Annotated in this window: 17 protein-coding genes; 2 read left to right on the plus strand and 15 right to left on the minus strand. The window is 41.0% G+C overall.

All coding sequences use genetic code 11. From position 1 onward, the window contains the following. Positions 1-58: 58 nt before the first annotated feature. Both MOJ78_RS13865 and MOJ78_RS13870 read right to left on the minus strand, forming a co-directional pair. On the minus strand, positions 59-952 hold the full coding sequence (locus tag MOJ78_RS13865; RefSeq protein WP_304977929.1) for a deoxyribonuclease IV: 894 nt from the start codon (positions 950-952) through the stop codon (positions 59-61). Positions 953-969: 17 nt separating this feature from the next. Continuing rightward, on the minus strand, positions 970-2,253 hold the full coding sequence (locus tag MOJ78_RS13870; RefSeq protein WP_304977930.1) for a DEAD/DEAH box helicase: 1,284 nt from the start codon (positions 2,251-2,253) through the stop codon (positions 970-972). A 591-nt stretch (positions 2,254-2,844) separates the two neighbouring features. Between MOJ78_RS13870 and vrrA the strand changes: the two genes are divergently transcribed. After that, positions 2,845-3,342 carry a VrrA/YqfQ family protein gene (gene vrrA, locus MOJ78_RS13875; RefSeq protein WP_304977931.1) on the plus strand — a complete coding sequence of 166 codons (498 nt, stop codon included), beginning with the start codon at positions 2,845-2,847 and terminating at the stop codon, positions 3,340-3,342. A 79-nt stretch (positions 3,343-3,421) separates the two neighbouring features. Then, the gene (locus MOJ78_RS13880) at positions 3,422-4,369 is read left to right on the plus strand and encodes a 4-hydroxy-3-methylbut-2-enyl diphosphate reductase (RefSeq protein WP_304977932.1); all 948 of its coding nucleotides are present in this window, start codon (positions 3,422-3,424) and stop codon (positions 4,367-4,369) included. A gap of 184 nt (positions 4,370-4,553) precedes the next feature. On the opposite strand, the gene MOJ78_RS13885 is transcribed toward MOJ78_RS13880, so the two are convergent. The 13 genes from MOJ78_RS13885 to recO form a co-directional block, all read right to left on the minus strand. Beyond that, positions 4,554-5,693, minus strand: a complete 1,140-nt coding sequence (locus tag MOJ78_RS13885; RefSeq protein WP_304977933.1) for a Nif3-like dinuclear metal center hexameric protein — start codon at positions 5,691-5,693, stop codon at positions 4,554-4,556. Between the two features lie 53 nt (positions 5,694-5,746). Continuing rightward, positions 5,747-6,454: a tRNA (adenine(22)-N(1))-methyltransferase gene (locus tag MOJ78_RS13890; protein ID WP_304977934.1), complete on the minus strand. Its 708-nt coding sequence runs from the start codon at positions 6,452-6,454 to the stop codon at positions 5,747-5,749. A gap of 106 nt (positions 6,455-6,560) precedes the next feature. Further along, a complete protein-coding gene (gene cccA, locus MOJ78_RS13895) occupies positions 6,561-6,938 on the minus strand; it encodes a cytochrome c550 (RefSeq protein WP_304977935.1) in 378 nt (125 codons plus the stop codon). Between the two features lie 192 nt (positions 6,939-7,130). Beyond that, a complete protein-coding gene (locus tag MOJ78_RS13900) occupies positions 7,131-8,777 on the minus strand; it encodes an AMP-binding protein (protein ID WP_304977936.1) in 1,647 nt (548 codons plus the stop codon). A 181-nt stretch (positions 8,778-8,958) separates the two neighbouring features. After that, entirely contained in the window at positions 8,959-10,098 is a 1,140-nt protein-coding gene (locus MOJ78_RS13905; RefSeq protein ID WP_304977937.1) for an acyl-CoA dehydrogenase, read from the minus strand. 388 nt (positions 10,099-10,486) lie between these two features. Further along, positions 10,487-11,608 carry an RNA polymerase sigma factor RpoD gene (gene rpoD / locus MOJ78_RS13910; RefSeq protein ID WP_304977938.1) on the minus strand — a complete coding sequence of 374 codons (1,122 nt, stop codon included), beginning with the start codon at positions 11,606-11,608 and terminating at the stop codon, positions 10,487-10,489. A gap of 35 nt (positions 11,609-11,643) precedes the next feature. Further along, on the minus strand, positions 11,644-13,455 hold the full coding sequence (dnaG, locus tag MOJ78_RS13915) for a DNA primase (RefSeq protein WP_304977939.1): 1,812 nt from the start codon (positions 13,453-13,455) through the stop codon (positions 11,644-11,646). A gap of 57 nt (positions 13,456-13,512) precedes the next feature. Continuing rightward, positions 13,513-13,974: a YaiI/YqxD family protein gene (locus MOJ78_RS13920; RefSeq protein ID WP_304977940.1), complete on the minus strand. Its 462-nt coding sequence runs from the start codon at positions 13,972-13,974 to the stop codon at positions 13,513-13,515. Between the two features lie 330 nt (positions 13,975-14,304). Then, complete coding sequence (locus MOJ78_RS13925) at positions 14,305-15,126, minus strand: pyruvate, water dikinase regulatory protein (protein ID WP_304977941.1); 822 nt, start codon at positions 15,124-15,126, stop codon at positions 14,305-14,307. Positions 15,127-15,187: 61 nt separating this feature from the next. After that, positions 15,188-15,835, minus strand: a complete 648-nt coding sequence (locus tag MOJ78_RS13930) for a transcriptional regulator CcpN (RefSeq protein ID WP_304977942.1) — start codon at positions 15,833-15,835, stop codon at positions 15,188-15,190. Between the two features lie 119 nt (positions 15,836-15,954). Next, entirely contained in the window at positions 15,955-18,036 is a 2,082-nt protein-coding gene (gene glyS / locus MOJ78_RS13935; RefSeq protein ID WP_304977943.1) for a glycine--tRNA ligase subunit beta, read from the minus strand. Continuing rightward, the gene (gene glyQ, locus MOJ78_RS13940; protein ID WP_304977944.1) at positions 18,029-18,919 is read right to left on the minus strand and encodes a glycine--tRNA ligase subunit alpha; all 891 of its coding nucleotides are present in this window, start codon (positions 18,917-18,919) and stop codon (positions 18,029-18,031) included. The genes glyS and glyQ overlap by 8 nt, the downstream gene beginning before the upstream one ends. A gap of 390 nt (positions 18,920-19,309) precedes the next feature. Next, on the minus strand, positions 19,310-20,053 hold the full coding sequence (recO, locus tag MOJ78_RS13945; RefSeq protein ID WP_304977945.1) for a DNA repair protein RecO: 744 nt from the start codon (positions 20,051-20,053) through the stop codon (positions 19,310-19,312). Positions 20,054-20,084 lie beyond the last annotated feature (31 nt).

The following is a 20,084-nucleotide window of genomic DNA, read 5'->3' on the forward strand; positions in this document are numbered from 1 at the left end:
AAGGGGATAGAACATGGGGATTATTAGCTCCACATGTTCTATCCCTATTCTTCTTTCTTTATGCTTGTACAATTCTCTCAAGCAGGTCATCCTCGAACGTTTTATTCGAGAGCATTTCAATTTCAAAGCGATATGGCGGCTTTTTGTTTTTCTTATCCTCTCCAACGTACGGAGTCTCCAAAATCTTAGGAACCTCCGTCAATTGAGAATGATGGACAATATAGTTCAGTGCCTTAAAACCAATCTTTCCAAAGCCTATGTTTTCATGTCGGTCTTTTCCCGCGCCACACTCATTTTTGCTATCGTTTATATGAAGAACCTTAAGCCTTTCAACTCCAATTGCCTTATCAAATTTTTCCAGTACTCCGTCAAAGTCATTGACGATATCATAACCAGCATCATGGGTATGGCATGTATCAAAACAAACCGACAGCTTTTCATTATGTGTTACCCCGTCAATGATTGCTGCAAGCTCCTCAAAGGTTCGCCCACACTCAGAGCCCTTACCTGCCATCGTTTCTAAAGCGATTTGTACATTTTGTTCCTTTGTGATAACCTCATTCAGACCTTCAATGATCTTTTGGATTCCTGCGTCAGCCCCCGCTCCCACATGCGCACCCGGATGAAGAACGATCTGTTTTCCTCCAATCGCATCCGTACGTTCAATCTCAGAACGTAAAAAGTCAACTCCAAGTCGAAATGTTTGTGGTTTTGTCGTATTCCCAATGTTAATGATATATGGCGCATGAACGACGATTTCATCAATTCCATTTTCGTTCATATGAGCTTGGCCGTTTTCAATATTCAATTCTTCAATTGCTTTTCTTCTCGTGTTTTGGGGAGCACCTGTATAGATCATAAACGTATTTGCCCCATAAGATACAGCCTCTTCACTTGCCCCCAATAACATTTTCTTTCCGCTCATCGATACATGTGAACCTAATTTAATCATTCTTTCCCCTCCACTTGCTATTTTCTTTTTTTATTTAAACGTTTCTTTTGTTCCTGGTATTTCTTCTTATAGCCCGGTTTTACTTTTTTAGGTTTTGGAATTGGAATGATATCCTTTTCCTTGGATGATCGCTTTGATCTCGTTCTTTGGAGTTTAACATCAGTCCATTTCCCATTCTTCAGATCACGATACGAAAAAGTGATCCCCTTTTTTTCAATTCTTTCGATTTTGTCTTGCTCATCCCGCTCAAACAATACAGTTGCTATGCCGCTCATACCCGCTCTACCAGTACGGCCTGATCGATGAATGTAATAATCTAAATCAGTCGGGATTTGATAATGGATGATGTGACTGACTCCTTTTACATCAATTCCTCTAGCAGCAAGATCCGTCGCAACTAGAAACTGACACTCTGCTTTGTTGACACGTTTCATCACGTGCTTCCTTGTTCTTGGTGGTAGATCCCCGTGTAACCGATCTACATTCAGTCCCGCGGATTCCATTGCATCAGCAACTTCATCAGCATCCTTTTTCGTATTGGTAAAAACAATGGCCAAATAAGGATTAAAATTCGTTGCAACATCTATTGTAAGTTGAATCCGATCCCGATTCCGAACTGGCACCGCGATATGCTCAATTTCTATCGGTGCCGCCTCTTCCGGTTGAACATGAACATGCTTCGGGTTGTTCATATACTTTTTAAGAAAAGGTTCAAGGTTCGTCGGTATCGTAGCTGAAAACACCATGATTTGAAGCTCGTGTGCCATTCTTGAGGCTACTTGATCGACATCCTCGATGAATCCCATGTCGAGCATTTGATCCGCTTCATCAACAACTAACATCGTCGCATGAAAAATGGAGATCCCTTCATCGACAACTAAATCTCTGATCCGGCCAGGTGTGCCGATGATCAGATGCGGAGCATGTTTAAGCTGATTGACCATCCTCTTCCGATCTGTACCACCGACGACAGTCTTAACGACGATCGGTTGTTCTCGATCTTGAAACTCGATAAGCTTTAAAGCTTCATCATAAACCTGTCTAGCTAGCTCTCGAGTCGGGGCTGTTATGACAGCTTGTACATTGTTCTTTCCTGGATCGATCCGTTCAAGAATCGGGAGGAGGAAAGCATACGTTTTTCCTGACCCTGTTTGGGATTGTCCAATTACATCCTGTCCTTTTAAAATACTTGGGATCAATCGTTCCTGAATCTCTGTCGGTCGTTCAAACCGTTGTTCCCTTAACGACTCATACAAAAATGGCTTTAGATTAAGCCTTTGTTCGAAAATACTCTTTTTCATAATTTATCACCTTCGCTGGATTTCCTAATAATATTAATGTTCCTGTTCGTTTTCAAAATAACCTCTTAAAGTATGTCTTCAAAAAGGAGGATCAAAAGAGCCGAGATTTCTGAAGTTCAACTAAGTACGTTGCGTCCTGTGATAACGTCGAACTGATTGACATCCTGCGCCTGCGGTTACTCGGGCGCAAAACCGCATTGAAGTATTCCAAATCTCTAGTCTTGTTAGCCTCCGAACTTTTGAACTTCCTATTAAAGTATTATAGAGGAAACAAATAAATATAGCCATTTCTTTCCGAACAATGACGAAATTCGCCGTTTATTATTTTTTGCCTCCACTTCAATTGGGGAGGTACCCAATCTTGACATCACAGGACACCAACTCCCAATTTTCGCATATCTTGATTATCAGAATAACCATTTTATTCTTTAAATAAGTGTTCAAAAAGGAGTATAAAAAGTACAGAATTTAGGAAGTTTGACGAAACATTTCACTACCTGTGAAAACGTCGAGCTGACTCACATCGCGTTAGCCTCCGGATTTTTTGAACCACATAAATATGTCGTGAGTTTGATGGAAAGGAGCATCAGTATGTACCGTATGCCTCCAGGTCCACTTGGACCGATGGGACCGTTTTCACAGTTCGGACGAATGTCGCCGTTTGGCGGGTTTGCACCAAAGCCCCAGGGTTTGGGCTTTTTGACTCGGCTCTTCGCCCCGAATACCGCTGGTGGTAGTGGTGTCAACCTAATCGGAATGGTTGAAAACGTACAAAAAGTTATGAAAATGGCTGACACTGTAAAGCCAATAATTCAACAATACGGACCAATGGTGAAAAATTTGCCTTCGATGCTACAATTACTAAAAGAATATCAAGAATTCTCGTCTGATTCCACCTCAGAAAAAGCTGACTCAACCGTTGATAAACCGAAACGCACCGCCAGTAAACCTGTCAAGAAAACAAGACCTGCTAAGAAATCAAAGCCTGTATTAAAAAAAACGATCAAAAAAGAAAATGATGAAAACCCAATCCCAAAAACAATTCCAAAAGAGCGAACGCAAAAGTCTGTTCCTAAGCTCTATGTATAACCGCTCGTTTATTTGTCAACGGTATGGTCCTCCTTTATAATGAAGCCATGAGCTCATGTTATAAGAGGGGGACCTTTTAATGAAGGTAATTAAAATATCGCCAAGAGGCTATTGTTATGGTGTAGTAGATGCCATGGTTATTGCACGCCAGGCTGCTAGTAATCCGAAATTACCAAGACCGATCTACATCCTTGGAATGATCGTTCATAATAAACATGTTACAGATGCATTTGAGGATGAGGGTGTTATCACGCTAGATGGACCGAACCGTTTAGAAATCTTGAAAAAGGTCAATGATGGAACAGTCATCTTTACTGCTCACGGTGTTTCTCCAGAGGTTCGACGTATTGCTCGCGAGAAAGGACTGACCACAATTGATGCGACCTGTCCTGATGTAACGATCACACATGATCTTATTCGCGAAAAGAAGGAAGAAGGCTATCATGTTGCATACATCGGTAAGAAAGGCCATCCTGAGCCAGAGGGAGCAATGGGTATTGCACCTGATATTGTTCATCTCGTTGAAAATGAATCGGATGTTGATCAATTAAATATACAATCCGATAAAATTTTAATCACGAACCAGACCACAATGAGCCAATGGGACGTGCTTCACCTGATCAAAAAAATCCAGGAAAAGTACCCTCAAGCTGAGGTCCATGAAGAAATATGCATGGCAACTCAAGTTCGCCAGGAAGCAGTTTCTGAACAAGCTAAGGAGGCAGACCTTTTACTCGTTGTCGGTGATCCGAGAAGTAACAACTCGAATCGCCTTGCACAGGTTTCAAAAGAAATTGCTGAAACTCCGGCATACCGGATCGCTGATGTATCAGAAATTGATTTGGAGTGGTTGAAAGGAATTGACACAGTAGCTGTTACTGCAGGTGCATCAACTCCTACACCGATTACGAAAGAAGTGGTTCTATTCTTAGATCAGTTTGATCCAAACGATGAATCGACATGGAATAGAGAGCGCAAAGTGAAATCAAACAAAATTCTGCCGAAGGTTAAAGCTGCAAAAAAATAAACCTTAAAATTGTACTATAGGATAAGCTATACGTTCTTAACAGGCAAAAAGGGCTGACCGAAACATAATATGTTGGGTCAGCCTTTTGTTTTCAATTCTATATTTTATAAAGAAAACTCGGTGATTGTAGAAACTTCAGGCGAGAGCATAATCGTAGTTGCGCTTATACTATAGAAAGTACTTTTTATGCTTTCTTAACGTGTAAGAAGCGGAATGGATCCGTTTCAACTTCAGAAATGACAATTTCAGTTTGATACTTTTTTTTAAGCGTCCAATCATATAAATAGTCGGCTACACCTTGCTTCATCACTTTCTCGATATTGTGACCTGGATCAATGATTGCTGGACCTTCAATCATGGCATCATGGGCATAATGATACTTAATGTCACCCGTAATGAAAACATCTGCACCTTTAAACTTAGCTTGGCTTATGAAATCATTCCCTTCACCACCTGAAACAGCAACTTTCTTCACCTTTTGATCTGGATCTCCTACATACCGTAAACCATCTACCTGTAATTTTTCTTTTAATTGTTCAGCGAAATCCTTCAATGTCATTTCTTCTTTCAAGTTTCCGATTCGGCCAACACCTAAGGATTCTCCAGGATTATCTAGTGGAATGATATCGAAAGCTACTTCCTCATAAGGGTGTGCCTTTTTCAGCGCCTTCAAAACATTCTTTTCGATACTAATCGGATAGATCGTTTCAATTTTTACCTCATCAACATTCTCTAATTTTCCTGTTCTGCCGATAAAGGGGTCAGTACCTTCACATGGGATGAAGGTACCTGTTCCGGGTGTGTTAAACGTACAATGGCTATAATTCCCAATAAACCCTGCCCCAGCCTCTCCTAGTGCATTACGAACGAGATCCGCATGGGAGTCGGGTACGAAAACAACTAATTTCTTCAATCTATCTTTAATCGTTTCGACAAGAACCCTCGTATTCTCTATACCAATTTCCTTTGCAAGTAGATCATTAACACCACCGGGCGCTACATCAAGATTTGTATGTGCTGTGTATACGGTAATTTGATGGTTCAACAGCTTTTGAATCGTTCTTCCATGTGACGTGTCCAGATTGATTCTTTTTAAAGGCTTATAGATCAAGGGATGATGTGCAATTATTAAATCAACATCTTTTTCAAACGCTTCATCAATGACAGGTTCGATGACATCAAGAGTTACCATGATTTTCTTAACAGGTTTCTGTAAAGACCCGACCTGTAGCCCGATCGGATCACCTTCCATTGCCATCCATTTTGGTGCTAGACGCTCCATGTGTTGAATGATTTCTTGAGCGTGTGCAAATGCTTTTCCCATTATGCAAACCTCCTTGCTCTATTAAAGGTTAAAATAGCGATCGCTAAGTGTAATTAATTCGTCGCCTTGTCAACCACCGACTTTACTGCATTAATCCTGAATAACAGTTCCTTTTTTTTATCTTCGATTTCATTGGAGGGAAGTGCTCGTTCGAGTTGTGTCAAAACCCTTTCCCAATTATCCATTTCCCGTTTCCATTTTTTTTTGAAAGCGGGATTGTTTTCATTTATCAGAAACGGACCTAGTAATAACTCAGCTTTATCCATTGGTTTAACAGTATCTGATGGTTCTGCAACTACGATTTCGTAGATTTTATCGTCCTCTTCGAGAATCGCCTCATTGATCAATTTCCAATTATTCTCTTGAAGCCAGCTACGGACAAAGCGCGCTCCGACATTCGGCTGTAAAACGAGGCGTTGGACACCCGTTAGCTTATTCTTTCCTTTTTCTAAAATGTTTTGAATGAGCTGGCCTCCCATTCCGGCAATAACGACCGTAGAAACTTCTCCTGAAGCGATTACATCTAACCCGTCGCCCAACCGAACCTCTATATTGCCTTCCAGTTCCGAGTTTTTCACCTGAGTACAAGCAGATCGGTATGGGCCATCATTCACTTCGCCTGCTATGGCTTTTGTAACAATCGAATTTTGAACACAGTAACACGGAAGATAGGCATGATCAGAGCCGATATCTGCCATTGAACCCCCTGTTGGTATGTAGTCTGCTACTTTCATTAATCGTTTGGATATAGAAATACTCATTTGATCACCTGTTATATTTAATGAAACTCTTATTCGAGTTCTACTATAGCTTGTTCTATAACGTGAAAAAAGTTTCCTGTCTGGATAAACAGAAAACTTTTTCATATTAATGGGCTTCCTTTTCTTCTTCGCCTTCTCCGCCGCCTTTTTTAGCACCGCCAGCTATCCATTCGGCTACCTTTTGAGCTTCTTCAATACTTAGGTTTTGAGGAGGCATATTGCCGCGCCCTTCTTGTATGATTGTAGCGATTTGATCAGCACTAAGGTCAGTACCTTTCAACTTCGGTCCAACTCCACCTTCTAGGTTTTGACCATGGCAGGATGCACAAGTTTGACTGACAATTTGTTCAGGAGCCATTTCAGTTTGGTCCCCACCACTCGCTTTTTCTTTAGCATTGTTAACGCCCACTGCGGATATGACAAGCATAATTGCAATTCCTACAACAGCAGTGATGGCAAATGGAATCAATGGATTTCTTTTCATCTCTTATCCTCCTTAAGATGCACGGTGTATCTGTTGTTAGTGTTACCTACCTATGTAATAGTAAACAAGCCATATCCTATTTTACTTGAAAAATGATAAGAAAGAAAGTCCTAAACGAAGCGTGCTGAAGATTGTCACGAATTGGACACGTTTCGCAGGACTTTTGCACATATAAAATTGAATTTTACTTCTTCAAGTTACTGATCGGATCGATTCTTCTGCCCACTTTTTTACTTGTTCCCTCAATTTATATTTTTGGATTTTCCCTGAGGCCGTCATTGGATATTCGTCAACAATAAAAATGTATTCAGGAATTTTATATCTGGAAATTTTCCCATCGCAGTAGGACTTTATGTCTTCGGTCGTTACCTTCTCGCCATCTCTTACTTGAATACAGGCTGCCACCTTCTCACCGTACTTTTCATCAGGGATGCCGATGACCTGTACATCAACGATAGCGGGATGTGTATAAAGGAATTCTTCAATCTCACGGGGATAAACATTTTCTCCGCCACGAATGATCATGTCCTTTAATCGACCGGTAATACTCACATAGCCTTCTTCATCAATTGTGGCTAGGTCACCCGTATGCAGCCACCCATCAGCATCAATTGCTTTCGCAGTGTCTTCTGGCATTTTATAATAGCCCTTCATAACAAGGTAACCTTTTGTACACAGTTCCCCTTGTGTGCCAGAAGGAACCTCTTCATCAGTGACTGGGTCTACTATCTTCACCTCTGCGATCGGATGTTTTTTCCCTACCGTTTCAACTCTTCTTTCGATTGGATCATTTGTCCTTGTCTGCGTAATGACAGGTGATGATTCGGTTTGACCATATGCAATGGTGATTTCATCCATACCCATAAGGTTGATTACTTTTTTCATTACTTCAATCGGACAAGGAGAACCTGCCATAATTCCTGTTCGTAATGTGGACAAGTCATAATCATCAAACGAATCGAGATTCAATTCGGCGATAAACATCGTCGGCACACCATGCAATCCAGTACATCGTTCCTTTTCAACTGTCCGTAAAACAAGCTCTGGATCGAACTGATCTATCGGTACCATCGTTGCCCCAACTGAAGCACACGCTAACACTCCAAGTACACAGCCAAAACAATGGAAGAATGGAACGGGGATGCATAAGCGGTCGTTTTCCGTTAAATTCATCGCACCCGCAACCTGATACCCGTTGTTAACAATGTTGTAATGAGTCAGCATTACTCCCTTTGGGAAGCCCGTTGTCCCACTCGTATATTGCATATTGATGACATCATCATGATGAAGTTCACTTTCGCGGCTCATTAGCTGTTCATCCGAAACGTTCTTCGCTAATTCCATAAACAAATCCCAACCGAGGAAATCCTCAGGTGCCTCGTTATCCATAAAAACGAGCTGCCGAAGATGCGGCAATTGAGCGGCCTTCACTTTACCATCTGGAGCAATTGAACTACCTAGAAGTGATCGAACAACTTTAACATAGGATGTATCACGGAATTGATCCATCAAAAATAAAGTCGTTGAGTCAGATTGCTTCAGTAAATAATCCAATTCATTTTTTTGATAGCTTGTATTAACGGTAACGAGTACCGCCCCCATACGTGCTGAACCAAATTGCAACAACAGCCATTCAAACCTATTCGTAGACCATACTGCTATATGTTCACCCTTTTGAATTCCAAGTGCCATCAAAGCTTTAGCGACCTTGCCTGTCAGTTCGTAAAATTCTTGATATGTATGTCGTATTCCTTCCTTGCTGTACACTACAGCTTCGTGCCCAGGTAAACATTCTGCTTTATCTTTTAAGAGTTGTCCAATCGTTTCGGTTAAATACATCCTCACACCTCCAATGTTTTACTGCTCATCGAATCAAGTACGAACTTTAGTAAAAAACAAGCCGACTCAAAGGCTAAGTGCAGCCTCACTTCAGTTACAACCTGCTCATTTGTGAGACAGCTCTTGTTTTAATTGAAGGGAGTAGTGACACTTTCTTTTTTGAGTCGGCTTATTTGTAAAACTAACAGCCTATTTCACGCGCGATGACCATTCGTTGTACTTCTGATGTTCCTTCACCAATTTCGAGAAGTCTTCCATCACGGTAGTATCTCTCAACGTGATAGTCTTTCATGTATCCATAACCACCATGGATTTGAATTGCTTGAGTACATACCTCCATACAGATTTCGGAAGCATAAAGCTTTGCCATTGACGCTTCTTTTGCGAATTTTCGGCCCTGATCTTTCAACCATGCAGCTTTATAAACCATCGTCCTTGCAAGTTCAATCTTCATTGCCATATCGGCAAGCTTGAATTGAGTTGCTTGAAACTTAGAAAGGGAGCGTCCGAACTGTTTACGTTCGTTCGCATATTCAAGAGCTTTTTCATATGCTGCCTGAGCGATTCCAACACCCATTGCACCGATGCCGATTCTTCCGCCATCAAGCGTCATCAGGAATTGTCTGAAACCATTTCCTCTCTTACCAAGCATGTTTTCTTCAGGAACACGGACATCCTCAAGAACCAACTCAGTCGTGTTTGAAGAGTTCAATCCTAACTTTTCGTAATTATCGATGACCTTGAAACCAGGTGACTCAGTGCTTGCAATGAATGCTGTGATTTCCTTTTCTCCATCCTTGCGATCCGTAACTGCAGTCAGTGCTAGGTTTTTTGCATAACTTGCATTTGTAATGAAGCATTTACTTCCGTTGATAACCCACTCACCGTTCTCTTGCACTGCGGTCGTTTCGGTTCCACCTGCATCTGAGCCAGCGTTCGGTTCAGTGAGACCAAAAGCACCCAGGGATTCCCCGGTACATACCGGTGTCAGATATTTTTGTTTTTGCTCCTCAGTTCCAAACATGTTTATCGGAGCTCCACCTAATGAAATATGAGCGGAGTAGGTGATTCCCGCTGATCCACAGGCTCTACTCAATTCTTCTACGACTATCGCGAAGCTTACCGTATCAGCACCTCCACCACCATATTCCTCTGGAAACGGAAGTCCCATCATACCGAGGTCCCCCAACTTTTTGAAAATTTCAACTGGGAATCTCTTTTCTTTATCTCTTTGTTCCGCACCTGGTGCGACTTCCTCTTCAGCAAATTCCCTTATCATTTTGAAAATCATTTTCTGTTCATCAGTTAAATCAAAATTCAAATTTCTCCACCCCTGCCTATCTATTTGTGTAATTTTGTGTATACGCTTACATCAATTATACGTATAAATACAATAATTTTTCAACAGTTAAAAAAGTTCCGACAATAAATAAGTCATAACGATGGGGTGTTCATCAAAAATGAATGGAAGGGTTACACGGTGTTTCGTACCCTCGAACTGTTTGATTTGTACATATTGGGTATTACAAAGTTTTATTCCGTTCAAAAATCTTTATGGAGAAAATTTGCAAATGGGATTAAAAATCAGTAAGATAAATACAAATAAAAAAAAGCAGAAGCTAACAGACAAAAACGAGGTATCCTTACAAGTTTCAGAAATAAAAAAAGCGTGAACCACAAAGTGATCCACGCTTTGAAAAATCAATGTTTTATTCTAAGAAATCCTTTAATCGTTTGCTGCGACTTGGGTGCCGTAGCTTTCGTAACGCTTTCGCCTCAATTTGACGAATACGCTCACGGGTAACTCCGAAGACCTTCCCAACCTCTTCAAGAGTTCTTGTGCGACCATCATCCAGTCCGAATCGAAGGCGCAGAACATTTTCTTCACGGTCGGTAAGCGTATCGAGGACATCTTCAAGCTGCTCTTTAAGCAACTCATATGCAGCTGCATCAGAAGGTGCTAATGCGTCCTGGTCTTCGATAAAGTCACCAAGATGTGAATCATCTTCTTCTCCGATCGGTGTTTCAAGTGAAACCGGCTCTTGTGCAATTTTAAGGATCTCACGCACTTTTTCAGGAGATAGATCCATTTCATTTCCGATTTCCTCGGGTGTTGGTTCCCGTCCGATATCTTGAAGGAGTTGTCTTTGAACACGAATGAGCTTATTGATCGTCTCCACCATGTGTACCGGAATTCGAATCGTTCTTGCTTGGTCAGCTATAGCACGTGTAATGGCTTGTCGAATCCACCACGTTGCATATGTGCTGAACTTATAGCCTTTTCGGTAATCAAATTTTTCAACTGCTTTTATGAGGCCCATATTCCCTTCCTGAATTAAATCAAGGAATAGCATCCCTCGACCTACATATCTTTTTGCGATACTGACAACAAGACGGAGGTTTGCTTCAGCTAATCGACGTTTAGCTGCTTCATCTCCCTCTTCGATTCGTTGAGCAAGACTGATTTCATCTTCAGCTGATAAAAGATCAACGCGGCCTATTTCTTTCAAATACATCCTGACAGGGTCGTTGATTTTGACTCCAGGAGGCACGCTTAAGTCATTTAAGTCGAACTCTTCCTCGCTCTTTGAGGCAACTTGAATATTTGGGTCATCTCCATCCTCTTCGTCTACGATCTCTACTCCCTGATCACCCAAATACTCATAGAATTCATCCATTTGTACAGAGTCCTGTTCAAACGGTGCAAGCTTGGTTGTAACCTCACTATACGTTAGGACACCTCGCTTTTTTCCGAGTTCCACTAATTGTTCTTTTACCTGATCGATGGTTAATTCGCCTTCCGTTTCTTGACGTGTAGGTTTCTCAGCCATACGATCCCCTCCTTCCATACTTCTACTTCCGGTATCTAACCTTTTAATGCTTTTTTCAATTGAACGATATCCATCGCTATCTGTGCAGCTAGTACAACATTCTGTTCCCGTTCTGCTTGTTTTTTTTCTTTTTCTCGTTCCTGTATCTCAAGCATTTTAGGGTATTTTTGAATCTGATTTATATAATCATGAAGCTCTTGATCTGATATTTCCTCGTTAATGGTTAACATCGCAAGCTCTGTGATTACTTTCTTCAACCGTTGATCAGCAACTCTTTCAAGGAACAAGCTGATATCAGGGTCATGGCCCTCTGCATAAAAGGCATATAGGTAAGCAGCAACTGCACTATACTCTTCAATGTTAAAAGCGCCCCCGAGAAGCTCTTCCACCTTTTCTGCAATGTGTACATCTTTTAGCATATGAGCTAATAAAATACGTTCAGCATTATGGAATGCCGGTAAAAGGCGGTTGGGTTGACCAATATAGGGCTTACGGTTATTTTCCCTTTTTCGGTCATCCTTATCCTTCTTGTTTCTAATACGACGAAATGCCTGATACTGCTGTTGTTTCAATGCATCGAGTGAGAGGTTGAATTCATCAGCAAGCTGTCGTAAATAATGGTCACGCTCAACTGCTTTTGAAAGTTTTGCAATTTCTTGTAGTATTTCTTCGATATAGTGCATGCGTTCTCCTTCATCATGAAGGTTTTTTCCTCTCCGCATGTATTGCATCTTGAATGACATTACCGTATGGCTTGCCCCTATTACATCCTGATTAAAGCGTTTAGCTCCATATTTCTGAATGTAGTCATCAGGGTCCATACCAGTGGGCATCTGTGCAATTTTCACGATGCAATCCGCCTTTTCCAGCAGCTCAGTCGCCCGGAATGTCGCATTCACACCTGCATTATCCGAGTCGTAACAGATGATGACCGTATTTACGTTACGACTCAAAAGCCTTACCTGATCTTCTGTCAAGGAGGTTCCAAGTGTGGCTACACCATTCAATATTCCTGCGCTCCAGGCAGCGATCACATCCACATAACCTTCAAACAATACAACTTTGTCTTCTTTTCGCATTACCGGCCGTGCCATGTGATAGGAATAAAGTGTTTTGCTCTTATTAAACACTTTCGTTTCGGGACTGTTTAAGTATTTCGGTTCACCATTACCTAAGATACGGCCTCCAAAAGCAATCGTTTTACCTTGTGTATCCCAAATCGGGAACATGATCCGATTCCGAAACCGGTCAAAAAACTTTCCATCGAACTCCCTTTTAGAAAGGAGTCCAGCCTCATGCATTAGCTGAGGAGAAAAATCCCGTTTTTGTAAAAATGAATTTCCAAACTCCCAGGATTCAGGTGCATAACCAATTTGAAAATGATTGATCATCTCATCGGTAAAGCCACGGTCATATAAATATTGCTTCGCTTTTTTACCGTAGTCTGTGTTCATCAAACAATGATGATAAAGTCTAGCTAGCAATTGATGCCCTTCCCGCATTGTTTCTTTCTCTTTTGATTTCTCATCATCCTGAAAGGACAATGCTTGTTCAGGGAGTTCAATTCCGCTACGATCTGCCAAATTCTTGACGGTCTCAATAAACGTAAACCCTTCGATCTCCATTAGAAAGGAGATTATATTTCCACCTTTCCCACAACCAAAACACCGGAAAATCTGTTTATCTGCTGAAACAGAGAAAGAAGCTGTTTTCTCACTGTGAAAAGGACAAAGACCAAAATAGTTGCGTCCTTGCTTTTTCAGTTGGACGTATTCTCCGATGATCTCAATGATATCGTTTGACTTTTGGATTTGTTCAATCTTTTCTTCAGGAATACGAGCTCCCATTCTATCACCATTCTTTACTGTTCTTCCCCGGTTTAAAACCTTAAAACCACGAAATGGTCATACGTCGGACTGTGATAGGATACGTTCAAACTCTTCACAAAATCGTTTCACATCGTGATCAGTGAACCGTGAAGGTCCCCTGGTCCTTTGTCCAGCTTTCCGTAGCTTTTTCGCAAAATGTCTGGATTGCAGCATCGAGGGCATTTCCTCCTCTCGGTACTGTTTCCCTCTTGGTGAGATTGCATAAACACCTTTAGACACCAGCAAGCTTGCTAAAGCATGATCCTGGGTAATGACGATATTACCTTCAAAAGTGTGGTTCACGATATATAAATCAACAGCTTCAGGTTCTGCGTCAACTAGAACCCACTCTATATTTTCGTATCGATCAGTTGCATGACTGTAAGAGGCAATAAAAAAAACCTTGTACTCATGCGATTTCGAGATTTCAAGGATTGCCTTCTTAATTTGGTTTGGACAAGCGTCAGCATCAACCAACACATTTCGAGTATTCTTCATGTTAAAAGTATTTCTACATCCTCTCACAAATTCCTGCAAACAAATCAATGTTTTATATTTCAGAATTTTGTCGAATTCTTTGTTAACTAGTATAACCAATTTGTCAAGTTTAATAACTTGACCTATAAGATGTTGTTCAAAAGCCTTTGAAATCACACAATTGAATATTATAACGTATTTATCACTGCTTGACTATTATAAAGCATTTATCAACATTTTTCGACAGATACGCACTGCTTTTAACATAAAGAAAACTCGGTGATTTCCGAGCCTTCACGCGAAAAAAAAGGGTTGACCTTGTTCTTCAGTCAACCCTAAATATGCCGTTTCTTATCTGTGTCCATTTTTATGAATGTTTAAGATAAAGTTTGCCGTTTCTTCTACTGCCTTGCTTGAGACGTCAACAACTTTACATCCCAACCTGTCAACAACTTGATCAAAATAACTTAATTCTTCTTTAATCCTGTTCATGTTTGCATAATTAGCATGGTCATCGAGACCCAGCGCTTTTAATCGCTCTCTACGAATATCATTCAATTTTTCAGGACTGATTCTTAGTCCATAGCATTTCGGGGTCGATACTTTAAAAAGCTCCTCGGGTGGCTCAACTTCCGGTACGATCGGAACGTTTGCAACCTTTAGACGTTTGAGTGCAAGATATTGAGATAATGGCGTTTTGGAAGTACGTGAAACCCCTACTAATACGATATCCGCTTTTAGAATCCCTCTTGGGTCCCTGCCATCATCATATTTTACAGCAAACTCAATCGCTTCGACCTTTCGAAAATAATCTTCATCTAATTTATGAACAAGCCCTGGTTCATTACGAGGTCCTTTGTTAAATACCTGTGTCATTTGGTCGATCATTGGTCCGACAATGTCAACTGCAGGAACTCCTTCTTTAGCTGCTTCTTGGATGAGAAAATCTTTGATCTCAGGTACTACTAATGTAAAACCGATGATCGCATGATTATCTTTTGCAAGAGCAACAACCTCTTTTACCGTGTTACGATCTTCCACATACGGTATTCTTCGAAGTTCGATTGTTGTGGAATTGAATTGGCTTGCAGCAGCCTTCACGACAAGTTCTGCTGTCTCTCCGACCGAATCTGAAACAACATATACGATAGGGCGATTATCCCTTTCTACCATAGCGACCTCCTTATCCTGAAAATAATTGATTATGCCAATGATAACTTTTAAAACACGAGCTCTATATAATTGCGTCGCCGGAAATATCAACCATAGCCTTAGTAATATTCGTTTTGGTGATCCGACCTATGACCTCAAATGCATTGTCTCCATCCGTGTCTTTAACGACAGGGACCCCGTCGATTTGTTTATCGATCAGTTTATAGGCAATATCGGTTAAGTAATCTTCTTTCTTGCAAACGGTAATGTTCGGCATGCGGGTCATGATGATATTAACCGGGACCGTATTTAATTCCTGACTGCCCATGCTTGCCCTAAGGAGATCCTTCCTTGAGAGAACCCCTACGAGCTTCGTTTGCTTATTGACGACAAACAATGTTCCTACATCTTCTAAAAACATTGTACAAATCGCATCATAAACAGTGGCTGATTCTTGAACGACTACGGGGAGTGATAAATAATCCTTTACTTGGATTTGCCTTATTTTTTCAGTTAATAATTGAGCACTCGTTCTCCCCGTATAAAAATAGCCCACTCTTGGACGTGCATCCAGGTAACCCGCCATCGTTAAAATCGCAAGGTCTGGCCGCAAAGTAGCTCTTGTTAAATTAAGCTGGTCTGCAATATGTTCCCCGGTTATTGGTCCATTATCTTTTACGATTTCCACGATTTTTTCCTGACGTTTATTAAGTTCGATTGGTAACACCACCTTACTACCCTGTATATGTCATACTCTTTTGGATACATTATAACCTATTTCGCTCGATTACAGGAATGTTCTATTTAAAAGATAACATAAAACAGGATTAAAACGTCATACTTTCACTTTTAAAACACAAGCTGATTGAAGTCCGCAAACGATTTGATTTCCTTAGATAGCAGGAGCATTTGTGTTTGCCGGTTTTCTCTCAATTCGTCGTTTTCGGTATTCACCATCGTGTTATCAAAATATAGGTCAATAGCTTCCGGTAGATCCAGCAGCTTCTCAAATACGTTTTGAACATCTGCAGGTGATCGTAATTGAGAAGTTACTTCTTTAAAGGTAACAAAGCGACGATATAGGTTTTCTTCTTCCTTGTTTTCAAATTGATCAGGTTTTACTTCTGTTGATGCCTCTTTTAAATTTTTTGAAATGTTCAAGACCCGAGTTAAGGAATCATTCGCTTCTTTAAATGAACTATCTTCTAAGGCGTTAACAAGAATCTCCGCACGCTGAAGCAACAAATCAATTCTTCCAATTGGGCCAGTCAGAACCGCATCGATGACATCATACCGAACGTCAAGATCTTGTAGGACGGTTTTTAAACGAACATTGAAAAATTCTAGTAATTGTTCATAAACGGCCTGGCGTTCCAACTTCAAGAGATCCGCTTTTTCAAATTGGTCCAATACTGCATTCAAGAGGTGTTCTAATTCAACTGGCCAACCTTTTTGACGTAAGATTTGAAGTACGCCAGCAGCCTGTCTCCGGAGTGCATACGGGTCTTGGGAACCAGTCGGATTGATGCCAATTCCGAAACATCCAACAATTGTATCGAGTTTATCTGCAACACTCAAAACGGATCCGATTACTGTTCCAGGTAATTCATCTCCAGAATATCGAGGTTGATAATGCTCGTTGATCGCAGCGGCAACCGTCTCCTCTTCACCGAAAAGCTTGGCATACCTTTCCCCCATGACTCCCTGCAGCTCAGGAAATTCGTAAACCATTTGAGTAACGAGATCAAATTTACAAATCGAAGCAGCTCGTTGGATTGTAGCCTTTGTCTCTTCGTCAAGAAGAAGGAGTTCACTTGTACGCTCAGCATGTTTTTGAATCCTCGTCACTTTATTCGCAACTGTTCCTAGTTCTTCATGGAATACAATGGACTCCAGTCGCTCCATACAGTCTTCAATTGATTTTTTCTGGTCTTCTTCATAGAAAAACTGTGCATCCTTTAATCGAGCGCGTAAAACCTTTTCGTTTCCTTTTGCAACGTTCTGGAGCTGGTTGTGATCCCCATTACGAACTGTAACAAAATAAGGAAGCAGCTTCCCTTCTTTATCACGGACTGGAAAATATCTTTGGTGTTCCTTCATTGAAGTAATTAATACCTCTGACGGCAATGAAAGAAACTCTTCATCAAATTTCCCATTAAGCGCTGTTGGGTATTCGACGAGATTGTTCACTTCTTCAAGTAACCCTTCATCGATTGGAATGGCCCAACCCTCTTCTTCCTCAATGTTCTTTAATTGATTGCGGATCGCTTCTTTTCGTTCAACTGAATCGACGATGACGAATTGACCTAGTAAATCCTGCGGGTATTCGGATGTTGCAGAAATCTCAATCTCTTCTCCCAAAAAACGATGTCCAAAGGTTTTTCGGCTTGCATATACACCAGCAATTTCAAGCTCAGGTATTTCAGAGCCGAATAGGAATAAAATCCATTTGATCGGTCGGACAAATTTAAAATCTGTACTGCCCCACCGCATATTTTTAGGAAAATGCAAGGATTGGACGACACGGTCAAGTTCCGACAACAAATCGATTGTCGATTTTCCTGTTGTATATCGATTCGCGAATACGTATTCTGTGCTTTTTACTTCCTTAAAATAAAGGTCATCGATACTGACTCCTTGCCCTCTAGCAAATCCTTGTGCTGCTTTCGACCAATTCCCTTCATCATCAAGAGCGATCTTTTTCGCAGGACCTCTTAATTCTTCTTCCATATCGTCTTGGTTTTCTGATACCTCTAAAACTTTTACTGCCAGCCTTCGAGGAGTAGAGTATTGTGTCACCTCACCATACGAGATACGATTTTCTGTCAGCCAGCCAGCAACCTTGTCTGAGAGCTGAAACATCGCTTCTGTTACAAACCTTGCCGGCATCTCTTCAACACCAATTTCTAAAATGAGATCTCGCTTACTCATCAACGTTCTCCTCCTTTCCCTTCAACATCGGAAAGCCTAAATGTTCACGTTGTTCGTAATAGGCTTTCGCACACTTTCTTGCCAAATTTCGAACCCTGCCGATATATCCCGTTCTTTCGGTAACGGATATGTCTCCTTTTGCATCCAGTTGGTTAAATGTGTGGGAGCACTTCAGAACATAATCATACCCTGGATAAACAAGGCTTTGATCAAGCGCTCGTCCGGCCTCTTTTTCATACGTATTGAACAAAGTAAAGAGCATCTCTGAATCAGATACTTCGAACGTATATTTGGAATGTTCAAATTCAGATTGATAGTAAAGATCGTGATATGTGTAACCTGAATGCCATTCAAGGTCAAACACATTTTCTTTGTCCTGGATGTAAGAGGCGAGCCTTTCTATTCCATATGTAATCTCTGCTGAGACCGGTTTGGCTTCAAGACCACCTACCTGTTGGAAATAAGTGAACTGAGTAATCTCCATGCCATCGAGCCAAACTTCCCAACCAAGTCCTGATGCAGCGAGCGTTGGAGCCTCCCAGTTATCTTCTACAAAGCGGATATCATGTTCTAATGGATCGATTCCGATTTCCTTTAGGCTGTTTAAATAAAGCTCCTGAATGTTATCAGGTGAAGGCTTCATGACAACTTGGAATTGATGATGCTGGTAAAGTCGGTTTGGATTTTCGCCATATCTTCCGTCTACAGGTCTTCTAGATGGTTCGACATAAGCAACTTTCCATGGTTCAGGACCGATACTTCTTAGATACGTCATTGGATTCATCGTTCCGGCACCTTTTTCAACATCGTAAGCCTGCATCACAAAGCAACCCTGATCGGACCAATACCGTTGTAAAGTAAGAATCATTTCTTGTAAATTCATTTTGCACCTCCGTTATTTCTGCTGACATAGCTACAAGAGCAGAGGGTCGTTAAAATAGAAAAAACCCCCGTATCTATGTCTATGAATGACATAGGGACGAGAGTTTACCCGCGGTTCCACCCTATTTGGAATTAACATTCATTAGTAAGTTAATCCCCGCTTTATTAATGAAGATTGATTCGGAATGCCGTTCCCTGCCCATCATACCCCGGCTTCCACCACCCCAGGGTCGCTACTTTATGAGAATGCAAGTACTCTTTTCCATCTTCATGTTTTCATTAATTTAATTGGTTGAACAAAAGTGATCGATATACTTATGACCACACTTTTTATTGTCAGTATCATAATTCTTTTTGAACGGATTGTCAAATCTAAACCCGGTATCGGCAACTATTCGAGCGAGTGGAGTTGATCTAAAAACCGTTTTGATTTCAACCGAATTCCTGTATACTCATCCATATACGTTGATAAGATCAATTTAATTGTCTTTTTCGTTTCTTCCTTTACTGAAACATTACCAAGCCTCGCAAGGTCAATGTGGTAAAAAAGGTAAAGGAGTCGGGCTGTTTGAGGGGCTAGGCTTAGAGCATTGGGGTCAACCTGACGACACTGCTCACATAAAAAACCTCCTTCAGCAATTGAAAAAGAAAAAGCACCTTCCTGCCGACCACAATTTGCACAACGATCAACACTTGGACCTACTCCGCTAATCCGAAGCATCTTCATTTCGAAAATCGCCCTTATCACATCCGGGTCAATCCCTTCATCCAAATAGGTTAAAGACAAATTCAAAAACTGGAATAATGCTGGGGATGATTTGTTTTCTTCTGTTGATTTATCTAAAAGCTCTACAATGTAAGCCGCATAAGCTGTTTTAAACAAGTCTTGTTTGATCGCACGGTATGTGTTGATTATTTCTCCTTGATTTAAACTACCCAGGCCACTTCCCTTTTGGATTAACAAGTGGGCATGCGTAAAAAGCTGAGCAACAGAAGAGAGGCGACTTTTCGTTTTTTTCGCCCCTCTTGCCATAACACCCAGTTTTCCAAAATCTCTTGTATAGACTGTCAATACTTTGTTCGATTCACCGTAATCCGAGGTGCGAATTACGATTGCTTCCGATTTAATCAACAACGCCATCACCACCAGTATGATGTGGGATGCA

Source organism: Alkalihalobacillus sp. AL-G (assembly GCF_030643805.1).
In the GTDB taxonomy this organism is placed as follows: domain Bacteria; phylum Bacillota; class Bacilli; order Bacillales; family Fictibacillaceae; genus Pseudalkalibacillus.

Excerpts from the sequence above, each read along its gene's own strand:
- MOJ78_RS13865 (WP_304977929.1), bottom strand. The coding sequence starts at position 952 with ATGATTAAATTAGGTTCACATGTATCGATGAGCGGAAAGAAAATGTTA.
- MOJ78_RS13870 (WP_304977930.1), bottom strand. The coding sequence starts at position 2,253 with ATGAAAAAGAGTATTTTCGAACAAAGGCTTAATCTAAAGCCATTTTTG.
- vrrA (WP_304977931.1), top strand. The coding sequence starts at position 2,845 with ATGTACCGTATGCCTCCAGGTCCACTTGGACCGATGGGACCGTTTTCA.
- MOJ78_RS13880 (WP_304977932.1), top strand. The coding sequence starts at position 3,422 with ATGAAGGTAATTAAAATATCGCCAAGAGGCTATTGTTATGGTGTAGTA.
- MOJ78_RS13885 (WP_304977933.1), bottom strand. The coding sequence starts at position 5,693 with ATGGGAAAAGCATTTGCACACGCTCAAGAAATCATTCAACACATGGAG.
- MOJ78_RS13890 (WP_304977934.1), bottom strand. The coding sequence starts at position 6,454 with ATGAGTATTTCTATATCCAAACGATTAATGAAAGTAGCAGACTACATA.
- cccA (WP_304977935.1), bottom strand. The coding sequence starts at position 6,938 with ATGAAAAGAAATCCATTGATTCCATTTGCCATCACTGCTGTTGTAGGA.
- MOJ78_RS13900 (WP_304977936.1), bottom strand. The coding sequence starts at position 8,777 with ATGTATTTAACCGAAACGATTGGACAACTCTTAAAAGATAAAGCAGAA.
- rpoD (WP_304977938.1), bottom strand. The coding sequence starts at position 11,608 with ATGGCTGAGAAACCTACACGTCAAGAAACGGAAGGCGAATTAACCATC.
- dnaG (WP_304977939.1), bottom strand. The coding sequence starts at position 13,455 with ATGGGAGCTCGTATTCCTGAAGAAAAGATTGAACAAATCCAAAAGTCA.
- MOJ78_RS13920 (WP_304977940.1), bottom strand. The coding sequence starts at position 13,974 with ATGAAGAATACTCGAAATGTGTTGGTTGATGCTGACGCTTGTCCAAAC.
- MOJ78_RS13925 (WP_304977941.1), bottom strand. The coding sequence starts at position 15,126 with ATGGTAGAAAGGGATAATCGCCCTATCGTATATGTTGTTTCAGATTCG.
- glyS (WP_304977943.1), bottom strand. The coding sequence starts at position 18,036 with ATGAGTAAGCGAGATCTCATTTTAGAAATTGGTGTTGAAGAGATGCCG.
- glyQ (WP_304977944.1), bottom strand. The coding sequence starts at position 18,919 with ATGAATTTACAAGAAATGATTCTTACTTTACAACGGTATTGGTCCGAT.